The organism is Prevotella communis (assembly GCF_022024115.1).
Lineage (GTDB): Bacteria > Bacteroidota > Bacteroidia > Bacteroidales > Bacteroidaceae > Prevotella > Prevotella communis.
Genome location: NZ_CP091792.1, coordinates 571,926 through 591,814 on the forward strand (window position 1 = coordinate 571,926; position 19,889 = coordinate 591,814).

At 48.5% G+C, this 19,889-nt stretch carries 8 protein-coding genes; 7 read left to right on the forward strand and 1 reads right to left on the reverse strand.

The features are described 5' to 3' along the window. Position 1: 1 nt before the first annotated feature. The 7 genes from L6468_RS02340 (at position 2) to L6468_RS02370 (ending at position 17,412) form a co-directional block, all read left to right on the forward strand. Positions 2-2,620, forward strand: coding sequence for a hypothetical protein (locus L6468_RS02340; RefSeq protein WP_237794744.1), 2,619 nt, complete (start codon positions 2-4; stop codon positions 2,618-2,620). A gap of 13 nt (positions 2,621-2,633) precedes the next feature. Then, positions 2,634-3,677 (forward strand): fimbrillin family protein, encoded by a 1,044-nt coding sequence (locus tag L6468_RS02345; protein WP_237794746.1) that lies wholly within the window; start codon positions 2,634-2,636, stop codon positions 3,675-3,677. Continuing rightward, the gene (locus L6468_RS02350) at positions 3,674-5,605 is read left to right on the forward strand and encodes a fimbrillin family protein (RefSeq protein WP_237794749.1); all 1,932 of its coding nucleotides are present in this window, start codon (positions 3,674-3,676) and stop codon (positions 5,603-5,605) included. The genes L6468_RS02345 and L6468_RS02350 overlap by 4 nt, the downstream gene beginning before the upstream one ends. A gap of 100 nt (positions 5,606-5,705) precedes the next feature. Next, positions 5,706-6,071 carry a LytTR family DNA-binding domain-containing protein gene (locus L6468_RS02355; RefSeq protein ID WP_237794752.1) on the forward strand — a complete coding sequence of 122 codons (366 nt, stop codon included), beginning with the start codon at positions 5,706-5,708 and terminating at the stop codon, positions 6,069-6,071. 273 nt (positions 6,072-6,344) lie between these two features. After that, positions 6,345-13,844: a hypothetical protein gene (locus tag L6468_RS02360; RefSeq protein WP_237794754.1), complete on the forward strand. Its 7,500-nt coding sequence runs from the start codon at positions 6,345-6,347 to the stop codon at positions 13,842-13,844. Positions 13,845-13,977: 133 nt separating this feature from the next. Continuing rightward, entirely contained in the window at positions 13,978-16,221 is a 2,244-nt protein-coding gene (locus tag L6468_RS02365) for a COG1470 family protein (RefSeq protein WP_237794756.1), read from the forward strand. Positions 16,222-16,347: 126 nt separating this feature from the next. After that, positions 16,348-17,412, forward strand: coding sequence for a glycoside hydrolase family 43 protein (locus L6468_RS02370; protein ID WP_237796634.1), 1,065 nt, complete (start codon positions 16,348-16,350; stop codon positions 17,410-17,412). On the opposite strand, the gene L6468_RS02375 is transcribed toward L6468_RS02370, so the two are convergent. Then, positions 17,345-19,813 (reverse strand): 4-alpha-glucanotransferase, encoded by a 2,469-nt coding sequence (locus L6468_RS02375; RefSeq protein ID WP_237794758.1) that lies wholly within the window; start codon positions 19,811-19,813, stop codon positions 17,345-17,347. The genes L6468_RS02370 and L6468_RS02375 overlap by 68 nt on opposite strands. Positions 19,814-19,889 lie beyond the last annotated feature (76 nt).

The following is a 19,889-nucleotide window of genomic DNA, read 5'->3' on the forward strand; positions in this document are numbered from 1 at the left end:
AATGATGAAACTCAAACATATCATATATCTGTTTCTGGCCCTGGCAATGACGGCCTGCACAGCCGACGACGATGTGTTGTTCAACGACGAGCAACAGTCGCTGATGGGCCGTGCCGTGAACTTCAGTGCTACCATGGCCGATCCCTTTGTCACGCGTACCACCTATCACCATGACGGTTCCTTCAATGAGGGCGACCAGATGCGTATCTTCCGTCAGTATGCTGAGAAGGGTTCAAGCACCGCGTTCGAGGATACCACCATCTTCCGTACCTATTATCTGAAGATGGACTATGCTGCTGGCACCTCCGTGTCGCTCAACGACGACTGGGTACCTATGGCCGGCAAGTTGAAGTCGGATTCAAAAGGAAACTTGTCCAATCAGGACTCTGGCGACTCGCTGACATGGGAGAATGGTCGTGTCGTGCGTTTCCGTGCCTGGGGACGCAGTAACCTGGCTGGTGTGCTGAATGCCGATAGCAAGGGCAGTTACTATCCCGACTATACCGTGTCCGACTGGGTCACCGTGTCTGGTCCTACCAAGAGCATCCCCCTCACCATGCGCCATATCACCTGCCGTATAGGCTTGACCTGCAAGGCTGGCAATGAGTTTGGCAGTGCCACCATCTGTACTGACCTGGAGGACTATCGTCGCCAGGACAATGCCGACACCAAAGCGCATGATGAGGCAGAGAGCAACAAAAGCGAGGGGCAGGCCCAGAAGGAACTCGATTCTGTGCTGGCTGTCTATAACAAGATGTGTATGCCTGCTGGTGTTGATGACAAGACCTTCCTTCTGACGGCCATGACCAAGGCACGCTATGACGGGACCACCAGCTTCAAGGACTTCGAGAAAGATACTACCGGTATCGTGCGGATTGGCGCCCTGGATTCTGTCTCCATCCGTAAGGACGTACAACGCCCAGTGTTCAATCATAACGACGGCCGCCTCTATATGATGTCTATCCCCTTTGATATGAGTCGTGAGGGGAAGGGTCACGAGTTGGTGCTGCCTGCCTGCACCCGCTTCAAGGTGTGGCTCTACGACGTGAACAATGGCGACAGACACAACACCGATGGCTCTACGGGCAGCGAGAGCAACTATCACATCTTCGCCCTGAGTGATATCAAGAATGGTGATAAGGCCGCATTTCCCAATGGCCTGACGCTGAAGGCCGGCTATAGCTATCTGTTCAACGTTGGCTATCACTACGACAAACTGACCATCACGCCAGTCGACAATTTCTCCTGGACGGAGCAGGACCTTGGGACACTGACTGGGCAGAGCGAGGCAAAGACACAGAACGACCTCGACTTCACCTGGTGGACCAATGCTTATCGCAAAGCTGCAAAGACCGCTCTTAAGGGTGGCGACTTTCTGCCCTCGTTCAGTATTAAGAACCAAAGGGAGTTCCGCACGTTTATCCATCTTGTCAACGGCACTGCCGCCAAGAGAATGAGTGGACTGAAGCGTGGCAAGGTACGTCTTGACGAGAAGAACGACACCATCAAAGATACGGATGGCTTCGAGACCTATTGGTGGATTCTGGAGGGCGAGACCGACGAGAACGGTAACCCCAGACAAATCACGATGGAAGAGGCAGAGGCAATGGGTTATGTGTTCTATCCCCATTTCTATCCCACCGTCTCCACCCAGAAGGCACATGTTATCGAGGACTATGTCACTGGTCCCATGGATTTCTATGATACCGACTTCGGTAACCGCTATGAGGTGAGACTGACAGAAGACCTCGACCTCTACGACTGGGAACTGCCCAGCATCGGCGAGGACAACACCAAACCCTTCAGGGGCAACTTTAAAGGTGGTGGTCATACGCTCTATAACCTGAATATGACGAAGAAGTATCTCTTCGACCACGTGAAAGACGGTGCCATCACCAACCTGCGTATAGAGAGTACCCACGACGTCAGTCTGCTCAACACCGCCGTGGCCAGCGGCAAGTCGGGCTGGGGCTGTTATATCGCAGGTATCTCACTGCTGTGCAACAGTAGTGAGTGCGCCATCGCCAACAGTCTGACTGGGGCCAGTTATGTGGTTGGATGCATCCATGTGGGCAATGCTGGTGGCGCGTTGGTGGGCAAGGCCGATAATCTCACCATGCTGGGCTGTATGCAGGCTGCCGCCGGTATTCCTGAGAATACGGGCGCACTGTTGGGCGCTTATGCCGGAACCACCAGTTTCTTTGCGCCGCAGTCGAAGAATAATGTGACGTGGGGTTCGTTTATGTGCAACTACTACGATATAGAGAAGTCGCCTAAGTCTAATGCCGTGGGCAGCGTTGCCGACAGTTATCCCTATCAGCAGTATGTCCGTGGCAGTAAGTCGCACATTCTGAAAGCCAAGAACGACTATCTCATTGGTGACGATGCTGATTACTACTCGTTGCCAAATAATATGAAGGCCGAGATGTACGGATTGGCTCCCTGGAAGGCTATGAACTATGCCATTTGGAAGTACAACAGCTCTACCGTCGGTGCCAAGTATCCCTGTCAGATGCATTATCAGGCGTCAACGGTGGGCTACACGCATCTCTATCCCACGCTGCAGTCGGGTGTCCCTACCGTGGAGAGCAACTGGAATCCGCTGACGCAAAACAACTAAATCACGCAACTCTATGAAGATAAACAAGATATTTATCCTGGGATTAGCCATACTGCTGGCCGCCTGCACTGCTGATGAGGCTCCGCAAGCGCAGCAGGCATCGGGTATCCTGTCGTTCTCTACTACTATCAATAACTTCGAGGGCGAGGATATAACCCGTACCAACTTCGCTGGCAATGCCTTCGAGAATGGTGACAAGGTGAAGTTGAAGATTATCTGTCCCTTCTCGTCGCGTACAGAGTTTGGCGAGACCACCTATGGTAATAGTTTCGATGCTTTCTGGTTGCTGAAGTGGAATACCAGTCAGTGGATCAATATCGTGGCCAAAGATGGCTACGATATCAATGGCGACTACAGTCCTTCGGCATCGCCCAATATCTATGATCGCTATGAAGCCCAGCAGACGCCTTATGTCTATACGGCGCAGACCTGGAGCGAAGAGCAGATTTTTATTGCCGGCAATGGTACGCGTGTAGAGCAATACAGTAATGTGTTCCACGCTAACCAGACCAAGGCCGCCGATTATAAGGCCTGTGACCTGATGTGGGCACAGACCATCCAGCAGACGGGTTCATACAATGTGCACCTGAGTTTCAAGCACGTGATGGCGGCGCTGCTCATCACTATTAATGACAGTACTAATCTTGGTATCACTGACAATGCCGTGCTTACCCTCGAGGGCATGCCCGATATCGACCAGGCAGAGGTTATCGTGGGCGACTACTATGCAGCCAGGAGTAAGGTGAACTCTAGTAATTATGGCTATAAGAATAAGCACAGCTGTACCCAGGCCGAGAACGGCACCGTGATTGGTGTGGCCGTTGTCGATGATAATCAGGCCAAGGCTTATACCACGCCTATCGGCAACATCCAGCAAAACGGCATCTATACAGCTTATAACGCAGGCAGCAAGACCTACCGGTTGATTGTGCCTCCCTGCACGCTTTCAGGCAAAGCCACCTTCTGGTTGCGTGATGGTGAGAAGCGCTACAGCATGCAGCTCACCCAGACCACCTTCGAGGCAGGTAAACTCTATAAAGTAACGATGAAGCTATGATGAAATCATATAAGATACTGTTCCTGGCTATGGTGGCCCTTCTTGCTGCCTGCAGCAGTGATGAGGATGTATTCTCTACTGGCGATGCCGTGGAGTTGAAAGGCATACAGGTTGCTATCGCCGGCGAGGATGTCTCTATCTCTCGTGCCGCTACCGTTGCCCCCTTGAAAGTCAGCGTGGGACGTACGCAGTTCGTCAACGAAGACAAGATAGTGTTCACTACGATTAAGCGTACCCATAGTCCGTTGGCGGCTTTCACCTATAGTAATATCCACTATCTCTATAATGGTACCAACTGGGAGCGCACACCTAACGGTACTGCCAGTGATCCTGAAAAAATATACTGGTCCGATGGCAATAATAATCACACCTTCATTGCCTATAACCTGCCCGAAGGCTATCAGTGGGCGACGCAGTCCAATGGTACGGGTAGCGATACTTATGCCGGTGAACTGGGCTCAGGTAAATCTGCTATCGTTTACAATAGCAATGATGATATAAAGCTGGAAGACCCGCTGATTCTTTTCAGCGACACCACCAAGGCCGATAATGGCGGACTGACCACCACGGTTTATTTTACGCATGCCTTGAGCAATGTGCGTGTGGTGGTGAATATCAAGGACTTTGCCGCCAGTGCCAGTGCCGTGGATACGCTGGTCAAGGTGAGTCATTTTGTGCTCCACAACCAGCCTTGCAAATACACCTGGGGTGCCAACAGTAAGGATGATGTCACAGCCCTTGATTTCAATGCCGATCAGCAGTCCACCAAGGATATTACCCTCTGGTGCCCCAAGCCAGAAGGCGAGGGAAAGGCTCAGAGCAAGACCTTTACCTTCTATGGTCTGACAACGCCGCAGAATGCTGCATTCCATGAAATCAATGCCAACAAGCAGCCGTTGAAATTCTCGTTCGAGGTGGAATATCCTGATGCGATGGATCCCACTCAATCAGTCAGAAAGACCTATATGGGCGAATTTGGCGATACGGTTCACTTCAACTCTGGCGTATGCACCACGTTGAACATCACGTTGAACCACCAGAATGAGCAGATGTTCATGGATGTCGAGTATAGTGACTGGAACTTCGTGGCTACGCCCGACCTGGGTGCTCTGCGCAAGAAGTCCACCTTCATGGATATCAATAGCACTGTGACCATCCATACCGATGCAAACGCTACCGTTGACGATGCCACATGGCTTTATCAAAAAGGTGGGGCGCTTATGGATATCTATGGTAATAATGGTGATAGTCGACTGACGCCTTACCGCATCACGTCGGCCTCGCAACTCCTGTCGTTTGCCAAGGAAGTAAAGGCTGGTGTGGATTTCAAAGATAAGTTTATCCGCCTGGATGCCGACATCACCATGCAGTCGAGTACGGCCAAGACGAGTGCAGAAGACTCTACTGCCACTCTCAAGGCCGTCGAGTGGATTAGCATCGGCGATGCCGACCATGCTTTCAATGGCACCTTCCTTGGTGGCGACCGTTATATCAACCGTCTCAATGGTAACCCTCTGTTTGCAAAACTGGGCCCGGCTGCTCTTGTCGAACAGCTTTATATCACATCTATTGGTAGTATCACAGGTGGTGGAGCCCTGGTCGATTCCAATGAAGGCGTTATCGGTGGTTGTAAGGTGGTAGATGATGTCATCACCACCGGTGGTGCACTTATCGGCACCAATACGGGTACGGTCTATGCCTCCTATTATACGGGTGAGACCGTTACCACTCAGTTGGTAGGCACTAACAATGGTAAAATGGTTGGCTGCTATCAGTCTGCAGATATCGCATCCTTTGACGAGTCCCTGTTGGTGAACCTGGTAGAAAGACTGAATAATGAACTCACGGCATGGTATAAGGATAACGCCTATACCCGGTTCTTCTTCGTCTATCTTACTGCCAGCTACCCTACGGTACAGAAACAGTAACCCTCATGGTATAGGCAAAAAAAACTTAAATAGTTTGCAGAATCGAAAATAGTTTGTATCTTTGTGGCCACCAATGTTGTATAATATATATAAATAAGGTATGGCACCTCTTCTTCAACCAAGGTTAGTTCTGAAAGGACACGAAGAAATATTCTTCATCGACCTAAACAACGTACTCTATTTTCTTGCAGATGATCATTACGCTCACGTTTACTACGCCAGCGGCTATCATTGCATGGTGCCTTATGGACTGTCTAAGATCGAGACCCTCTTGCAAGAGATGGACGATGATACCTCGTTTATGTTGCGCCTCAGTCGCAAATACATTATCAATATCAATAAACTTCAGCGCATCAGCACCGTAAAGGCAGCCATTGTTCTCCTCGACGATGCTGGCAATGCTGTTACGCTCCCTGTTTCAAAGGCTGCTTTACGTGAAAATATAGACGTGCTTTCAGGATTATAGAGTGTTCTTTTTCCTTAAATTAAGCGAAAATGTGCCAAATTCTGTAATTTCACGTAAAATTCTGTATGTTTCACGAAAGATGTCGGTACTTTTTAGATGCCTTAAGTTTTTTTCTTGTATCTTTGCGCTTGTTAGCATGTGAATGCTATGTGTATATTAATGACACTTTAACTGAATTACTAACCATTTTACTGTACCATCTAATATCGAATTCTAGCGTTTAGATACGTGTTAAATATATTATAAAATTATTAACTTAAAAACGACTAACTTATGAGAACAGAATTTGTTTACTCGGTAATTGCTTTAGGCGCAATTCCAGTTATGGCAAATGCAGCCGACGTTAATGTGAAGGCAACACAAATTAATGCTCAGGTACTCCAGTCTGCTAATGGCAAATTGGATCTTGGCAAATTTGCGCTTGCTCCTGGTATGTATGCTTTGAAGGGCATAGTTACAACAAATGTTTATGATGTTAAGATTAAGGTTGATGGCGAAGAAAAGTGCCGCATCTCTGCTGGTCCATCAGCAGTAGAACTGGGTGATAATGATGAAAATAATGTTGTCATCGATCTGACCAAAAAGACAGGCATCACTGAGGTTGCAATTTCTCTTGAAAGTACCGATCCTGAGGAGTCTGGTGCTGATTTCACGTTTGGTGCCCCCTTTATCAATCTGACATTCGATTTTGCTGGTGCTGTTGAAGCGCTGAAGGGCCAGTCTTCCACTTTAGCTGCCAAGATTAATGGCTATGCATATTCTGATGCTTTCGAGTCATTAGGCAAGAAGTATGCTGCTAAGAAAGAGGATGCTGATTCTCTTGAAAGGATTAACCTGAAGATTGGTAATATCAAGACAAATGCAGAAGCCAGCTATGATGACTATGTGAACTTCAAACTTTATGCGGAGAAGTCTACTATCCAGAAAGAGATTGAGGATTTGGATGCTAAGACTGCTGCTGCTGAGGCTGCTTATCTGAATGAGCAGGCTTACGCCCGTGTAAATGCTGTTATCACAACCATCAAGGGTAAGTACAACGCTGCTGTTACAGAATTGGAGCAGGCTCTTATTAAGGAGGCTGCATATCTGCTTGGTAATGCTGAGAAAGAAAACACAGCCAAGTATGATCTGAATGAAAACATTAATAAGAAGATCACTGAGGCAACTCAGGCCAGCTATGCTTCTTATACCGGTAAGACCGCTGCTGCTGACGAAGTTACAAATAAGGGAAAGATTCCTACAGAGGAGCAGATTAGTGATATCGTTGCAAAATGGAAGGGTAAGGCAGTAGATAATCAGAAGGCCTACGATGATTTGCATGCCATTGTGACAGGTTTCCAGACCCGACTTGATAATGTTAAACCTAAGTCTAATGATATTTCAACCGCTTGGCCTAAGACTGAGGCTGAGAACGCAATTAACGCACTCAACACCAAGATTGAGAATGCTAGGAACTCTGCTGCTCAGGTAGGTCTTGACATTACAACAGAGCAGAAAGCTGCTGAGACAAAGCTTAGCACCCTGGAGAGTAAGGTGGCAACAGCTAATGCTGAGTTTGATGCCAACAAGGCTACAACTGAGGCTATCGCTACTTTGCAGACCAACTTGAATAATGCTAAGACCGCTGTCAACGCATTGAAATCTACCGATGGTCTGTATGAGGCAAAGAACTACTATGAAGCATACGTAAATGACATTCAGAATAAGATTTCAAAACTCACAAGTGATGCTGCTAAGGCCTATAAGGCAGACGGTACAGGTACCGCACGCACCTTCAATGAAGCACTGAAAACCAAAGATATTCAGGATTTGATTGATACTTATGCTGGTACTACAGAGCCTGCTGTTGATGGTATGCCTAAGCAGGCTGTTGCTAAGTATAATGCTTTGCAGACAGCTATGGCTAAGTACAAGACAGATCTCGACGCTGCTCGCGACCAGGTGAAGGATCTTGCAATCTATACTGCTGAGGGTTATGACTATAAGACAAAACTCGACCTGATTCAAAAGCGTATCAATGACATTAAGAAGGCTATTAAGACTGCTCAGGAAAAAGTTGGTGCAGAGCACTGGGCAGCTATGCTCGACATCAATGCTGATGAAGCTATCACTACCGACATTGCAACTTTGCTGACTAACGTTCAGGCCGACCAGAATAGCTTCGACGCTACTGCATTGGCAGATTCTCTTACAGCCCTGAATGATAAGATTGGGGCATTCTCCGCTAAGGACGCTTCGAAGCTTGGTGCTGATGTTGCTGCATTCCAAGGCGTTGAGGGTGAAATTCAAGCTAATTACGCTGCAGTTGCTAATGCAAAGAATGCTATCAATCCAAGTTCTGAGACAACAGATTATACCGCAAAGGTTAGTACAGCAGCAAGTGCTTGGGGTGGTGTGGCATGTCCTGGTGATAATTCATTTGCAGAAACATACGGCACAGCAAATGCTGTAGCTCAGACTGGAGTAATCATGCAACAGAAAGTGAATGTCGAGAATGGCATCTACACTGTTGAACTTTGCGCTAATGCAAACTTCACTCCAGGTCGTGGCTTTGAAAGTGACTTGGTTGACGGGGCTACTGATGTTGCTTATGTTTTTGCTAATGGAAAGCAAACTCCAGTTGTTGCTCATGTTAATGGTGGTTTAGATGGTTCATATACTATTGAAAATGTCATTGTCAGCGATGGTGTGTTAACTATGGGCTTAGGTAAGGCTAAGGCTGGTACCAACTGGCATACCCTCAAGATTAAGTCTCTGAAGGCTAATACAGCTTCTGTACTTCAGGGCTTGGCTAAGAAGGTGGCAGACCTTAACAAGCAGCAGACAGCTCTTGAGACCTTTGCAAAGAATGTTGAGGATAGGGTTGCTGCCAATGGTAAGGCAAAAGCCGATCTCGCTACAAGCATTGGTAATAAAGAAGCCACTCCAAAGACTGGTTTGTGGAAGAAAATCGATGACTTCAAGACAACCTATAAGATCGGTACTGATGAATCGACGCTGGGTAACACTGGTAAGGCCAGCGGTGCTGTCGCAACAGAGGTTGGTGATCTGGAGAAGGCTCTCACCGCGCTGCAGGGTAGCAATGATGGTTTTGATCCGACAGCAGTAACCAATGTTGACAAGACAGATAAGGTTAGTAAAGAAGCTGCTGCTTGGGGTGGTTCTGTTCCTCCATTTGGAGATCAGACTATTGTTGAAAAGTACGAGTCGACAACGGAAAATACTGGTAATATTATGAGCCAAAAAGTCACGGGTCTGGATAATGGTATTTACGATGTGACACTTCGTGCAAATGCCAACTTTACCCCGAATCGTGGTTTTGATGGTCTAAGTGGCGATGCTACTGACGTTGCTTACATTTATGCTAACGATATAAAGCTTTTCATTACTGCAAAGAAAGATGGTGGCACCGACGGAGAATATACTATTTCTAATGTTTTAGTAACTGATGGAACATTGAATCTGGGTATGGCTAAGGCTAAGCCTGGTACCAACTGGCACACTATCCAGATTAAGTCTCTAAAGTATCACGAGAATGACCAGACCCTTGTCTATAACAATACTGATGAGAAGGCTCCTGGCTTAAACGTTAAGTACACTAAGTTGTCTGCTCAGCTGACTGCTCTTGAGGAAGCTGCTCCTGCCATTAAGGCTAAGGTGGAAGCTAATGGCAATCTTAAGACTTCCGCATTAAAGGCTGTTACTGATTTGCAGGCTGCAGAACTTGCTGCTCTGAAGAGCTTGAAGAATGTAACGAACGAAACTGCAGTGAGCGATGATGCAACAGCTAAGAAGGGAGACTTCAAGGTATTTGAGACTGGACTTGCTGCCGACAAGTCTTATACTGCTAAGAAGGCCGCTATCGATGCCGACATCGAAGCTATGAGCACGGCAATCGCTGATTCTGCTGCTGCAGAAACACTGGGTAGTGCATGGAAGGACAATAGCATCTCTGTCACCAAGAAGGTAAATAATAAGGATGTTACCACCGTTTATTCTATCGCCACAATCACTCAGGCTATCAATAACTTGAAGGCTGAAGCTAAGGCTGAGAGCGATAACTGGGAGGCTTACAAGGCTCTGGTGGACAACAATATGGCTAAGTTGCAGCCTGACACCATCTTCACGAAGACGGATGGAAATAACCTCGTTGCATTGTCTGAAGCAGAGATTGCAGCAGTTTGCGGTGAAGCTGCCAAGGATTACTACTTAGGTTTACAGCAAGACTACGCTACTAAGAAGGCTACTATCCTCACTAACATGAAGAAAGACCTGACTGATCGTAAGTCTGTAAGCACTAAGGATGCCTTCGTAACAGAGATTACTAACCTTATCGCCAAGGTGAAGGCTGTTAAGAGCGATGCTATTGCCAATAAGAAGAAGTACGACGAGCAGAAGAAAGCTGCCGATGCTACTCAGACTCTGTGGAACAATACTTATACAGAGATTGCTGCTACCGACCTTAGTTCTAAGGTGCAGGATTGGCTCAATGAACTCGATTCTATCCAGGTAACACTGACTGGATATAAGGAGGCTGTAGAGGCTAACTATAAGGAAGGTAAGTCTGTTGCCGGTACTAAGGACTTCGCTGCTATCCAGGCAAGTATCGAAGATGTGAAGGCTCGTCAGAACGCATCTTACAGCGAGTTCGTTACTGCTGACAATAAGGCTGCTCACGAGAGCTTCATGGGTTACGAGAAGGATGGTAAACATGTAGATGGTACTATTGACCTGGCAACAAAGGCTTATCAGACAGCCGTTGAGGAGCGTGCTAAGTACAGCTCAACCAATGCAGCCATCAAGGATGCTGTAGATGCTGCTGCCGCTGATCTCGATGCAGCACTCTATAGCTGTCCGACAGACATTGCAACTCTGACACAGAAAGAGAATGCTGCTTATGTTGCTACTGTTAGTCCTGAGGTATTCAGTGTGGACGACTATAACACTCAGGCTACCACTATTCAGCAGAATATCACAACCGCTCTCAATACCTTCAAGGATGCCGTTAAGACTGCTATTAAGGACAATGTATGGACTCCCAAGAAGGATACATTCAATGACAAGCTGTCTGCCGCTAAGAATGCTATCAAAGCATACGATGCCGATGCCCAGAAGGATGCCTTCAAGGATGTTGAGGACTTGATTGCCGCTGGTGAGAAAGCTCTGAATGAATGGAGTCTCGCAGACGTTGAGGCTGCTATCGATGGTTTGGCTGATATCGACAACATGCTGGCTGACGACAAGGACGCTGCTGCTGCTAAGGATATCGACAAGCGCATTAAGGCTGCTGACGATAAGTATGCAGAGATTAAGGCTGACATCGAAAAGAAGACTATTGCTGACGACGTGAACAACGTTAAGGCTACTCAGTTGGATAATCTTGAGAAGGCATACGACGACAAGGATGATAAGACGAAGACCGACGTGGCTTACGCAAAGTCTTTGAAGAAGAATTTCGCAAATCGTGACGAAGCCGCTGGTATCCTCGATGAATTCCTGACAATTGCAGACAATGCTCAGAAAGCAGTTGACAATGCTATTGCTGCCGATAAGGATAATGCCAAGGCTTACGAAGAGATTCTGGCTGCAATTAAACCTCTGGAGGATAAGTTGACTGAGGCTAAGGCTGCAATTGCTCCTTATAAGTATGCCACTTCGTCCGCTACACTCGAAGGCTTGGTAAAGCAGGGTAAGGATGCTGCCAAACAGTATAAGGAGGCAGGTACTGCTGTTGCAAAGAAAGCTACATTACTGGGTTATATTGAAAGTCATGCTAACGATGTCGAGGAATATCTGACTACTGCCTTTGGTACTGAGAAGACAGGCCTTTCTGCCGACATCACCGAGCTGAAGAACCAGTACAATGCTTATGTGGCTGCTAATGGTCTGGGCGAGACAGCAACTGCTTATAAGAAGGATATCGACGATCTGGAGGCTGCTGTTGCTGCTATCGCTATCGAGGACCTCGACAAGCCTGCAGATGACATCCAGTATGACGAGATCTTGGCTGCTACCGCTAAGTTGGTTAAGCTGCAGAACGATATCGCCGACAAGGAGACTGAGTTGCTCGCTGCTAATGCAAGCACAGCTAATGCCGACGTACTTGCTGACTTCAATACTCAGATTGGAACTCTGGAGACTACTGCTTCACTCGAAGGCAACGATGCATGGGTAGGTGATCAGAAGGTTGGCGACAAGAAGATTTCTGACGCTATCGCTGAGATCCAGGCACAGATTGCTGATGTCAAGGCTGCTATCCAGGGCGAGGATAACATCTCGTTCTACAAGGATCAGTATCAGGCTAAGCTCGATGCTATCAAGACAGCTCTGACTCCTGTTGCCAATGCTATTAAGGGTTACCAGGATCAGTTTACTACTAACGCTACGGCTTATGAAAAGCTGTCTAAGGAAATTGACGATCTCCAGAAGGCAATCAATGATGCTAAGGCTAAGGTTGGTACATACGAGTATGTTGGTGATGCCTATCTTTATAGTATTGAGGAGTATAACGATGCTGAAGAACCCGAACTAACCGGTGGCGCTCAGAAGTATTTGAATGATGCTGCAAAAGCCATTGAAGATGCTAATAAGACAAAGTCTTTGACAGAAAATTCTGCAGTGGCTAATAAGGCCAACATTGAGTCTCTGATTCAGAACTATCTTAATAATAGTGCCTACTCAGAACTTGATGCGCAGAGACAGGCACTGTCTGATGATCTCACAAATGTTATCAATGTTAAGTACAAGGCAAATACATACTCTAATGCACTTTGGGCAAGAGTGATTGCTGAGAAGGTTAATATCGTCAAACATATTACGGCTCTGTGGAAGGAATATTACACTTCTATGCAAACGTATGTTGGTTCATTCGACGTTGAAGCACAATACTTCCTCAATGTTTCTGGACTTGGTTACTATTACGTCAAATATGAAGATGGAAAATTCTTCTATAAGGATTGCACCAGTGATGCCGACTTTGCAGAACAGATGAAGACTGTAGCTGCTATTGCTAAGGAGATTACTGACCTTGCAGATGCAATAGATAACCTCAGCCTGCTTGGTGATGCTAATGAGGATAAGGCTGTGAACGTGCTCGACTACCAGAAGGTACTCAACATGATTCTCGATCCTACTGCTCAGCCTGCCGGTGATAGCGACTTGTTCCAGAATGTCGATATCAACCAGAATGAGGTGATTGAGGTTGGTGACCTGACCGCCATTGTCAACTACATCCTGACACACGACTGGAATGGCTATGCTGCCGCTCGTGCCGAGAAGATGGAGGGCGAGAGCCTGACAATGACACAGGGAACAAACCGCATCGCTGTCAACCTGGCCAACGTTACCGACTACACCGCATTCCAGATGGATCTGGTACTGCCAGAGGGTATGAAGTTGGTAGGTGCTCAGTTGAGCGACCGTGCTGGCGAGAGCCACAAGCTCTACAGCCGTACACAGTTGGATGGCAGCATCCGCATGGTAGCTTCTTCTGTGAAGGGTGAGACCTTCAGTGGCAATGAGGGCGCAGTGCTCTACCTCGAGGTTGAGGGCACAGGCACACCAGAACTGCTGAACATCCTCTTCTCTGACGCTAATGCCGTAACTCGTAGCTTCGCTATTGGCAATGATGCTACTGGTATCGATACTGTTAGCACCTTTGAATCACTGAAGCAGAAGGTTTACGACCTCGGCGGACGTGTGAAGAACGGTCTGAAGAAGGGTATTAATATCATCCGTCGTGCTGATGGTACTACCGGTAAGGTGGTGAAGTAAGCACGCACTTCTCTAAAAATGTAATTGTTGGGTGGCAGCTTCGCTGCACTCGGCATCGCTGCCACCCTCATTTCTAATACATTAATCAATAAAATTCATGAATATGATTAATATAACGACAATTAGAAAACGGATGACTAAAGGCATGCTGCTGATGTTGCTCTTCTTGGCACAGACAGTGATTTCATCCGCTCAAGTGAAACTCTATTTGGAGGACTTTTCTGTATCAAGAGCTGATATAACAAGTGCTGAAGGCAAGGCTGTTTCACTGATACTTGACAATAATGCAGTTGCCACACAGCTGCAAGTGACTATAGACCTCCCTGAAGGTCTGGAATATGTTCCTAACTCAGCAAAAAAGACAGACCGTATTAAGAGTGGTGATGCATATGTTGATGCTTCTACCGCTACTGGTAAGCTGGTTATTGTGGGAACAGACGTGAATGTGGCTGTTGGCAGTGGTGCTGTGATTACTTTCAATGTAAGACCCGACGCCACGCTGAAGGACGGTGATCATCAGATTAAACTGACTGAGATCGTTGTTTCTGACGAGAATGCCAATCTGCTCAACAATGTTACTGCATCCACAAGCACAGTGACGATGCTTAGTCTGGGTTCTTGTAAGATGGAGGCTCCCGCTATGCTGGAGGCAGAATTAAACAAGGAGTATCAGATTGATGTCACCCTGAGCAATGAGGGCGTTGATAATGTTGCTGCTGTTTCAGGTACTGTTACTGTTCCTGCCGGCTTGGAGATTATCGCAGGCGAAGAGGGTAAGTTCATCCGTTCTGACCGTGCCCAGTCTCCTCTGAGCTTCAAGGTGAAGGAGTTTGATGGCTATACCAACTTCGTACTGAGTTCTAATAGAAACACTGTGATTACTGGTACGGATGGTGTCCTCTTCTCTTTCAAGGTAAAGGCTGATGCCTCTCTGGCTGCCGGCGCCGCTATCAAGTTGAGCGACCTCCGTGTTGCTGATACAGATGGTAAGTCTGCTCCGATGTCAGATATCGAGATTAAGGTGGTTATCAACAAGCTGAGTGTTGCTAAGTACGAGTTGAGCACTGCTATTGAGAAGGTGAAGGCTATCGAGACAGAGGGTATGGAAGGTGCCGACGCACTGGCTGCCGCAATCCGTCAAGCTGAGGCTGCTCTTAATGCCACAACTATCGATGATGTTGACGTTGCCAAGGAAGCACTGGCACAGGCTGTATCTGTGTTCAACAAGGCAAACTTGGCCGATGGCCTCGTAGAGATTGCCCAGAGTCAGGGTAAGGATCTCGACGACTTCACACGTGCTGAACTGGTAGAGGGTGAGGGCTATAACACCTATACTGTAAATGGCGATCTGAACATTGCTATCAAGATGATGAATATCGATGTAAAGGGTTGCGACTATGTAGTTATTAAGTTTGCTGAGCCTGTTGCTGCAGGATGGCATCTCGCATTCTGGTCTAACCAGGATCTGGTTGATGTTCCTGCCGGTGCTACCGAGTTCAAGTATGTGTTTGCCGATGATCCCAAGTGCGGTGTTTCTGCAGATGGCATTCTGCCACAAATCTGCATGATGACCTTCTTCGGTGGCTTCCAGGCTCCCCTTGTTGCCAAGGTTGAGGGTATCTACAAGCATGTTGAACCCGTTCATACTTGGAACTTCACAAAGTGGAGCGAGGCTACTGTTGCCAACCTGAAGGCCGATGCAGCTGCTAGTAAGGTTGCCGGTTGGAGCGATGTTGAGAAGAAAGCTGATGCCGAAGCTGGTAACGATGCTCCTGCGGCTACTAAGGACAACTGCTTCTGGGCAGTTATTGCCGAGGGTGGCGAGTTGACCGCTAATGGTGAAGTTATCGAGGAGTTGAAGGGCCTGCAGTTTGGTGCTACCTTCGCAGGCAACCGTTCACTGGCTATCGCTGTGAACTATCCTACAACAAGTCTTGGAACTTACGCCGGTCCTGCATACCTCTGGCTGGGTGGTAAGAACTTTGAGTGCTTCACTATCCCTGCTGTCAAGGGTGGTACCACCATCAAGATGGGTGTTGAGTCACACAAGTTGACTGAAGCTCGTGGCGTACAGCTGTTCGCAGGTGAGACAGAGTTGAAGGATGCCGCTGGCAATGCTGTCGCAGCTCCAAAGACTTACACCGAGCAGACTTGGGTTGTTCCCGAAGGCAACGCTTTCGACATCGTCGTAAAGAATACAAATGGTTGTCACATCTATTTCATCGATGCTGAGCAGGATGAACAGACACTGACAAGTATTAATACCGTGAAGAGTAGCATCAATGATGGTGTTATCTATAATCTGAACGGTCAGAAGGTGAGCAAGGCTCTGAAGGGTCTATTCATCATCAATGGTAAGAAGGTCGTTATTAAGTAATAATATCAAGCCTTAACACGATCCGCCCCCTGTTGTCGAGTTTACAACGGGGGGCTTTTTTTGTGGTATTGTTTGGATAATCCGGGGAATATTTGTATTTTTGCAGCATCAAAAAATATCATGATGATGAAAAGACTTTATATCACACTGGTAGCGCTGACGACAGCAGTGCTCGGCATAATGGCTCAGAATCCGCAAAAGGGCAATTATGGTTATTTGTATTGTCACATGAGCGACAAGGGTCAATGGACGGCCTTTGCCGTGAGTCGCGACGGCTATCACTATCAGGATATCAAGGGAGGCAATCCCGTGATGGACCCCAAGGAGCATGCCCGTATCGAGGGCGGCCAGCGAGATGCCTATATCTGCCGCTCATGGAACGGAAAGGGTTACGTCATGGTCACCACCGACATGAACAATGCCATGACCAAGGCACTGAAGAAACAGAACGACTGGGACAACTACGGCATCGACCTGCTCACCAGTAAGGACCTGATCCACTGGGAGAGCGTGAGCTTCGACTATCGCCAGGGTGTGACCATCTTCTCTAATCCCGAGGCCGAGAGCGTGTATAAGGACTGGAGCACCATCAACCGTGTGTGGGCACCACAGATTTTCTGGGACCCCGACTACGTATGGGAGAATGGCGACAAGGGCGGCTATATGATTTATTACTCCATGTGGAACCGTGCCGAGGAGAAATACGACCGTATGTACTACTCGTATGCCGACAAGAGTTTTACAAAGTTAACCCAGCCCAAACTGCTGTTCGACTGGGGCTATGCTACCATCGATGCCGATATCAATCTGCTCAGTGATGGCAAATATCACATGCTGATTAAGAAAGAAGGCGGCAAGCCTGGCATCTATACTGCTACCAGCGACCACCTGACCTACGGCTGGGGCGAGCCCATTGAGGACGATTATGTATCTTTTGAGGGTAAGAAGAAATGCGAGGGCTCCAGTGCCTTCCAGCTGATTGGTGATAAGACATGGCGCGTGGCCTATATCCAGTATAGCGACCGTCCTAAGCACTATCGCATCTGTAAGGCCGACGAGAACCTGCGCAATTTCCACGACCCTGTGGATATCGAGGGCGTCACCGCTCCACAGCACGGTTCGTTTATGCGTCTAACCAAGAAGGAATACAAGCGGCTGCTGAAGTGGTCGAACGGTTCCCTTGCTGAATAAGCAGCATCACCTCGTGATTAAAGTCATCGGCATTGAGCAGTTGTTCAATGTTCAGGTGCATGCGGTAGCGCCAGTAGTGACGCGGATTGGCAGGGATATTGATACGCTCGGCATTCTGGTCGGGCAGACGCAGCTTCTCATCAATAGCAATCCAGTCCTGAAACGACATCAGACAGAGCATTGAGGGCGATAGCAGATGGCGTGATAGAACTTCCTTTGCCAGTTTGCCGGGCAGGGGATGCGGTGCCTCACCATCCATGTGGAGCACGGTCTCGTAGTATTCCTGGGCACGCTCCTCATCCTCGTCCCACCATTGGCGCAGCGTGGGCATGTCGTGCGTAGAGAAGGTACATACCGAACGGTAGGGGTTGCGCTGCAGATGACCGAAGCGCACACCATACTCCTTGGGCATGGTCTGAATCTCGAGCGAAAGGATACGCAGGTCGTTCATCACCCATGCCACGCATTCGGGCACCATTCCCAGGTCCTCTGCACATACCAGCATACGGGTGGCCTCCGTCAATCGGGGCAGTTTCTTCATGGCCTCGTTATACCAGAACTGGTTGTTGCGACGATAGAAATAGTCGTCATATAACCGACAGAAATGCCATTGCTCACCTTCGGAGAGTTGCTTGAATGCCTCCAGTTTGGTGGCGTTGATACGTGGGTGCCACATATTCTTGCGATAATGATCCTCCAGAAATAGATCTTCCACAAAGGGCAAGCCATAGGCTTCCACCTCTTCACGTGACATTGGCAGTGCCGGCTGGAACTGTCCGTAGAGGCCGCTCTTCTCGGGCACGGGAATCTCCCAGATGCGGAAGAAGCCCAGAACATGGTCTATACGGTAGGCATCGAAATACTCAGCCATCTTGCGGAAGCGGCGTACCCACCATGAACAGCCGTCCTTGAACATCTCCTCCCAGTTGTAGGTGGGGAATCCCCAGTTCTGTCCGTCCTCACAGAAAGCATCGGGTGGGGCACCCGCCTGTCCGTTGAGGTTGAAATAGCGCGGTTCTACCCATGCCTCCACACCGTCGCGACTGATACCGATGGGGATGTCGCCCTTCAGAATTACGCGTTGTTTACGGGCGTGGACATGCACGTCGTGCATCTGTTTGTCCAGATGATACTGCACGAAATACCAGAAGTCGAGCACTTTTTGCTCGGGCTTTGGCAGTTTCTCGGGCCAGGTGGAGAAGACCGCCGTGCCAAATTTATCCCTGTAGTAGCAGAAGCGGGCATAGGGCTCCAGCCACTCACGGTTGGCCTCGAAGAACTGCTTATAACTGGCGCGGCGCTTCAGTCCCGCACGCTCCTGTTCGAAGATAATCTGCAGATAGGCCATCTTTGCCTCGCTCATGCGCTCATAGTCTATCTGAGGCAGGGCGTTGAGCTCCTGTCGTATCTCCTCATATTTCCTGTTGAGTGCCTCGTCTTTTATCTTGGGCAACTGTCGCAGGTCCATATACTGCGGATGCAGGGCATAGATACTGATGGCATTATAGGGATAGGAGTCCTGCCAGGTGCGCGACATCACGGTATCGTTGATAGGCAGAATCTGCAGGATGCTCTGATGCGTCTTGGCACACCAGTCCACCATCATCTTCAAGTCACCGAAGTCGCCCACGCCGAAGCTGCCCTCACTGCGCAGGGAGAAGACGGGAATCACGGTGCCGGCACCCTTCCACATCGGGATAGAGAACCAGGCCTGCGGCAGTTCATACACCATCACCTGTCCCTGTACCAGTTCCGGCTTCTCTAGGATACGGTTCTCACAGTTCTCCCAGATCACGGTCAGTGCCTGCTTGCGGTCCAGTGGCAGTATCACGAACTTATATTCCGTGCGTTGCGGCAGTCGGTCGGCATCCAGACTAGCCACCCACTCATGACATTCATGTTCGGCCATGGGCATGGCCTTGGCGCAGTTCCAGCAACCCAGGTAATCCGCAGAGCCCACCAGGGCCAGACGCTCGCCGTTGCGCAACTGTGGCGCACGTACTTTCAGACGGATGGTGTGGTCGTATTCTGTCTTCGTGCTCAACTGGCGTTTGCGTGCCATCACACAGTCCGTGAAGGCCGAAGAATACATATAACTGTCCTCTGGCATGTCCAGCCAGTGGTCGTTCACGGTATAGTATGCCCCCTTCACAGCAGCTAGTTCCAGTCGGTGCGGCTCTGTCAGCCACTCATGGCGCATCTCTTTCTCGCCGCGCATCACACTATAATAGTAGTCCATATAGGTACCACTATCTTTCAGGCAGTTCATCTCTATCTGCCAGTGCAGTCCGTCGAGGCTTTGCATGGCATGCCTGTCCACTTGTCCGTTATCTTCCAGAAAATTCAGTGCAACATGCTCACCGAATCCCGTGCGGTATTCCAGGTTAAACTGTAGTCTCATATATATATATTATCTATCGTCTTCGCTCGGCGCTTGCGACGCTTTTACAAAGGTCGCAGACCGACTAAAAGAACTC

Bases quoted from the DNA above. Each gene is read 5' to 3' on its own strand.
- L6468_RS02340 (WP_237794744.1), top strand. From the start codon at position 2: ATGATGAAACTCAAACATATCATATATCTGTTTCTGGCCCTGGCAATG.
- L6468_RS02355 (WP_237794752.1), top strand. From the start codon at position 5,706: ATGGCACCTCTTCTTCAACCAAGGTTAGTTCTGAAAGGACACGAAGAA.
- L6468_RS02370 (WP_237796634.1), top strand. From the start codon at position 16,348: ATGAAAAGACTTTATATCACACTGGTAGCGCTGACGACAGCAGTGCTC.
- L6468_RS02350 (WP_237794749.1), top strand. From the start codon at position 3,674: ATGATGAAATCATATAAGATACTGTTCCTGGCTATGGTGGCCCTTCTT.
- L6468_RS02360 (WP_237794754.1), top strand. From the start codon at position 6,345: ATGAGAACAGAATTTGTTTACTCGGTAATTGCTTTAGGCGCAATTCCA.
- L6468_RS02365 (WP_237794756.1), top strand. From the start codon at position 13,978: ATGACTAAAGGCATGCTGCTGATGTTGCTCTTCTTGGCACAGACAGTG.
- L6468_RS02375 (WP_237794758.1), bottom strand. From the start codon at position 19,813: ATGAGACTACAGTTTAACCTGGAATACCGCACGGGATTCGGTGAGCAT.
- L6468_RS02345 (WP_237794746.1), top strand. From the start codon at position 2,634: ATGAAGATAAACAAGATATTTATCCTGGGATTAGCCATACTGCTGGCC.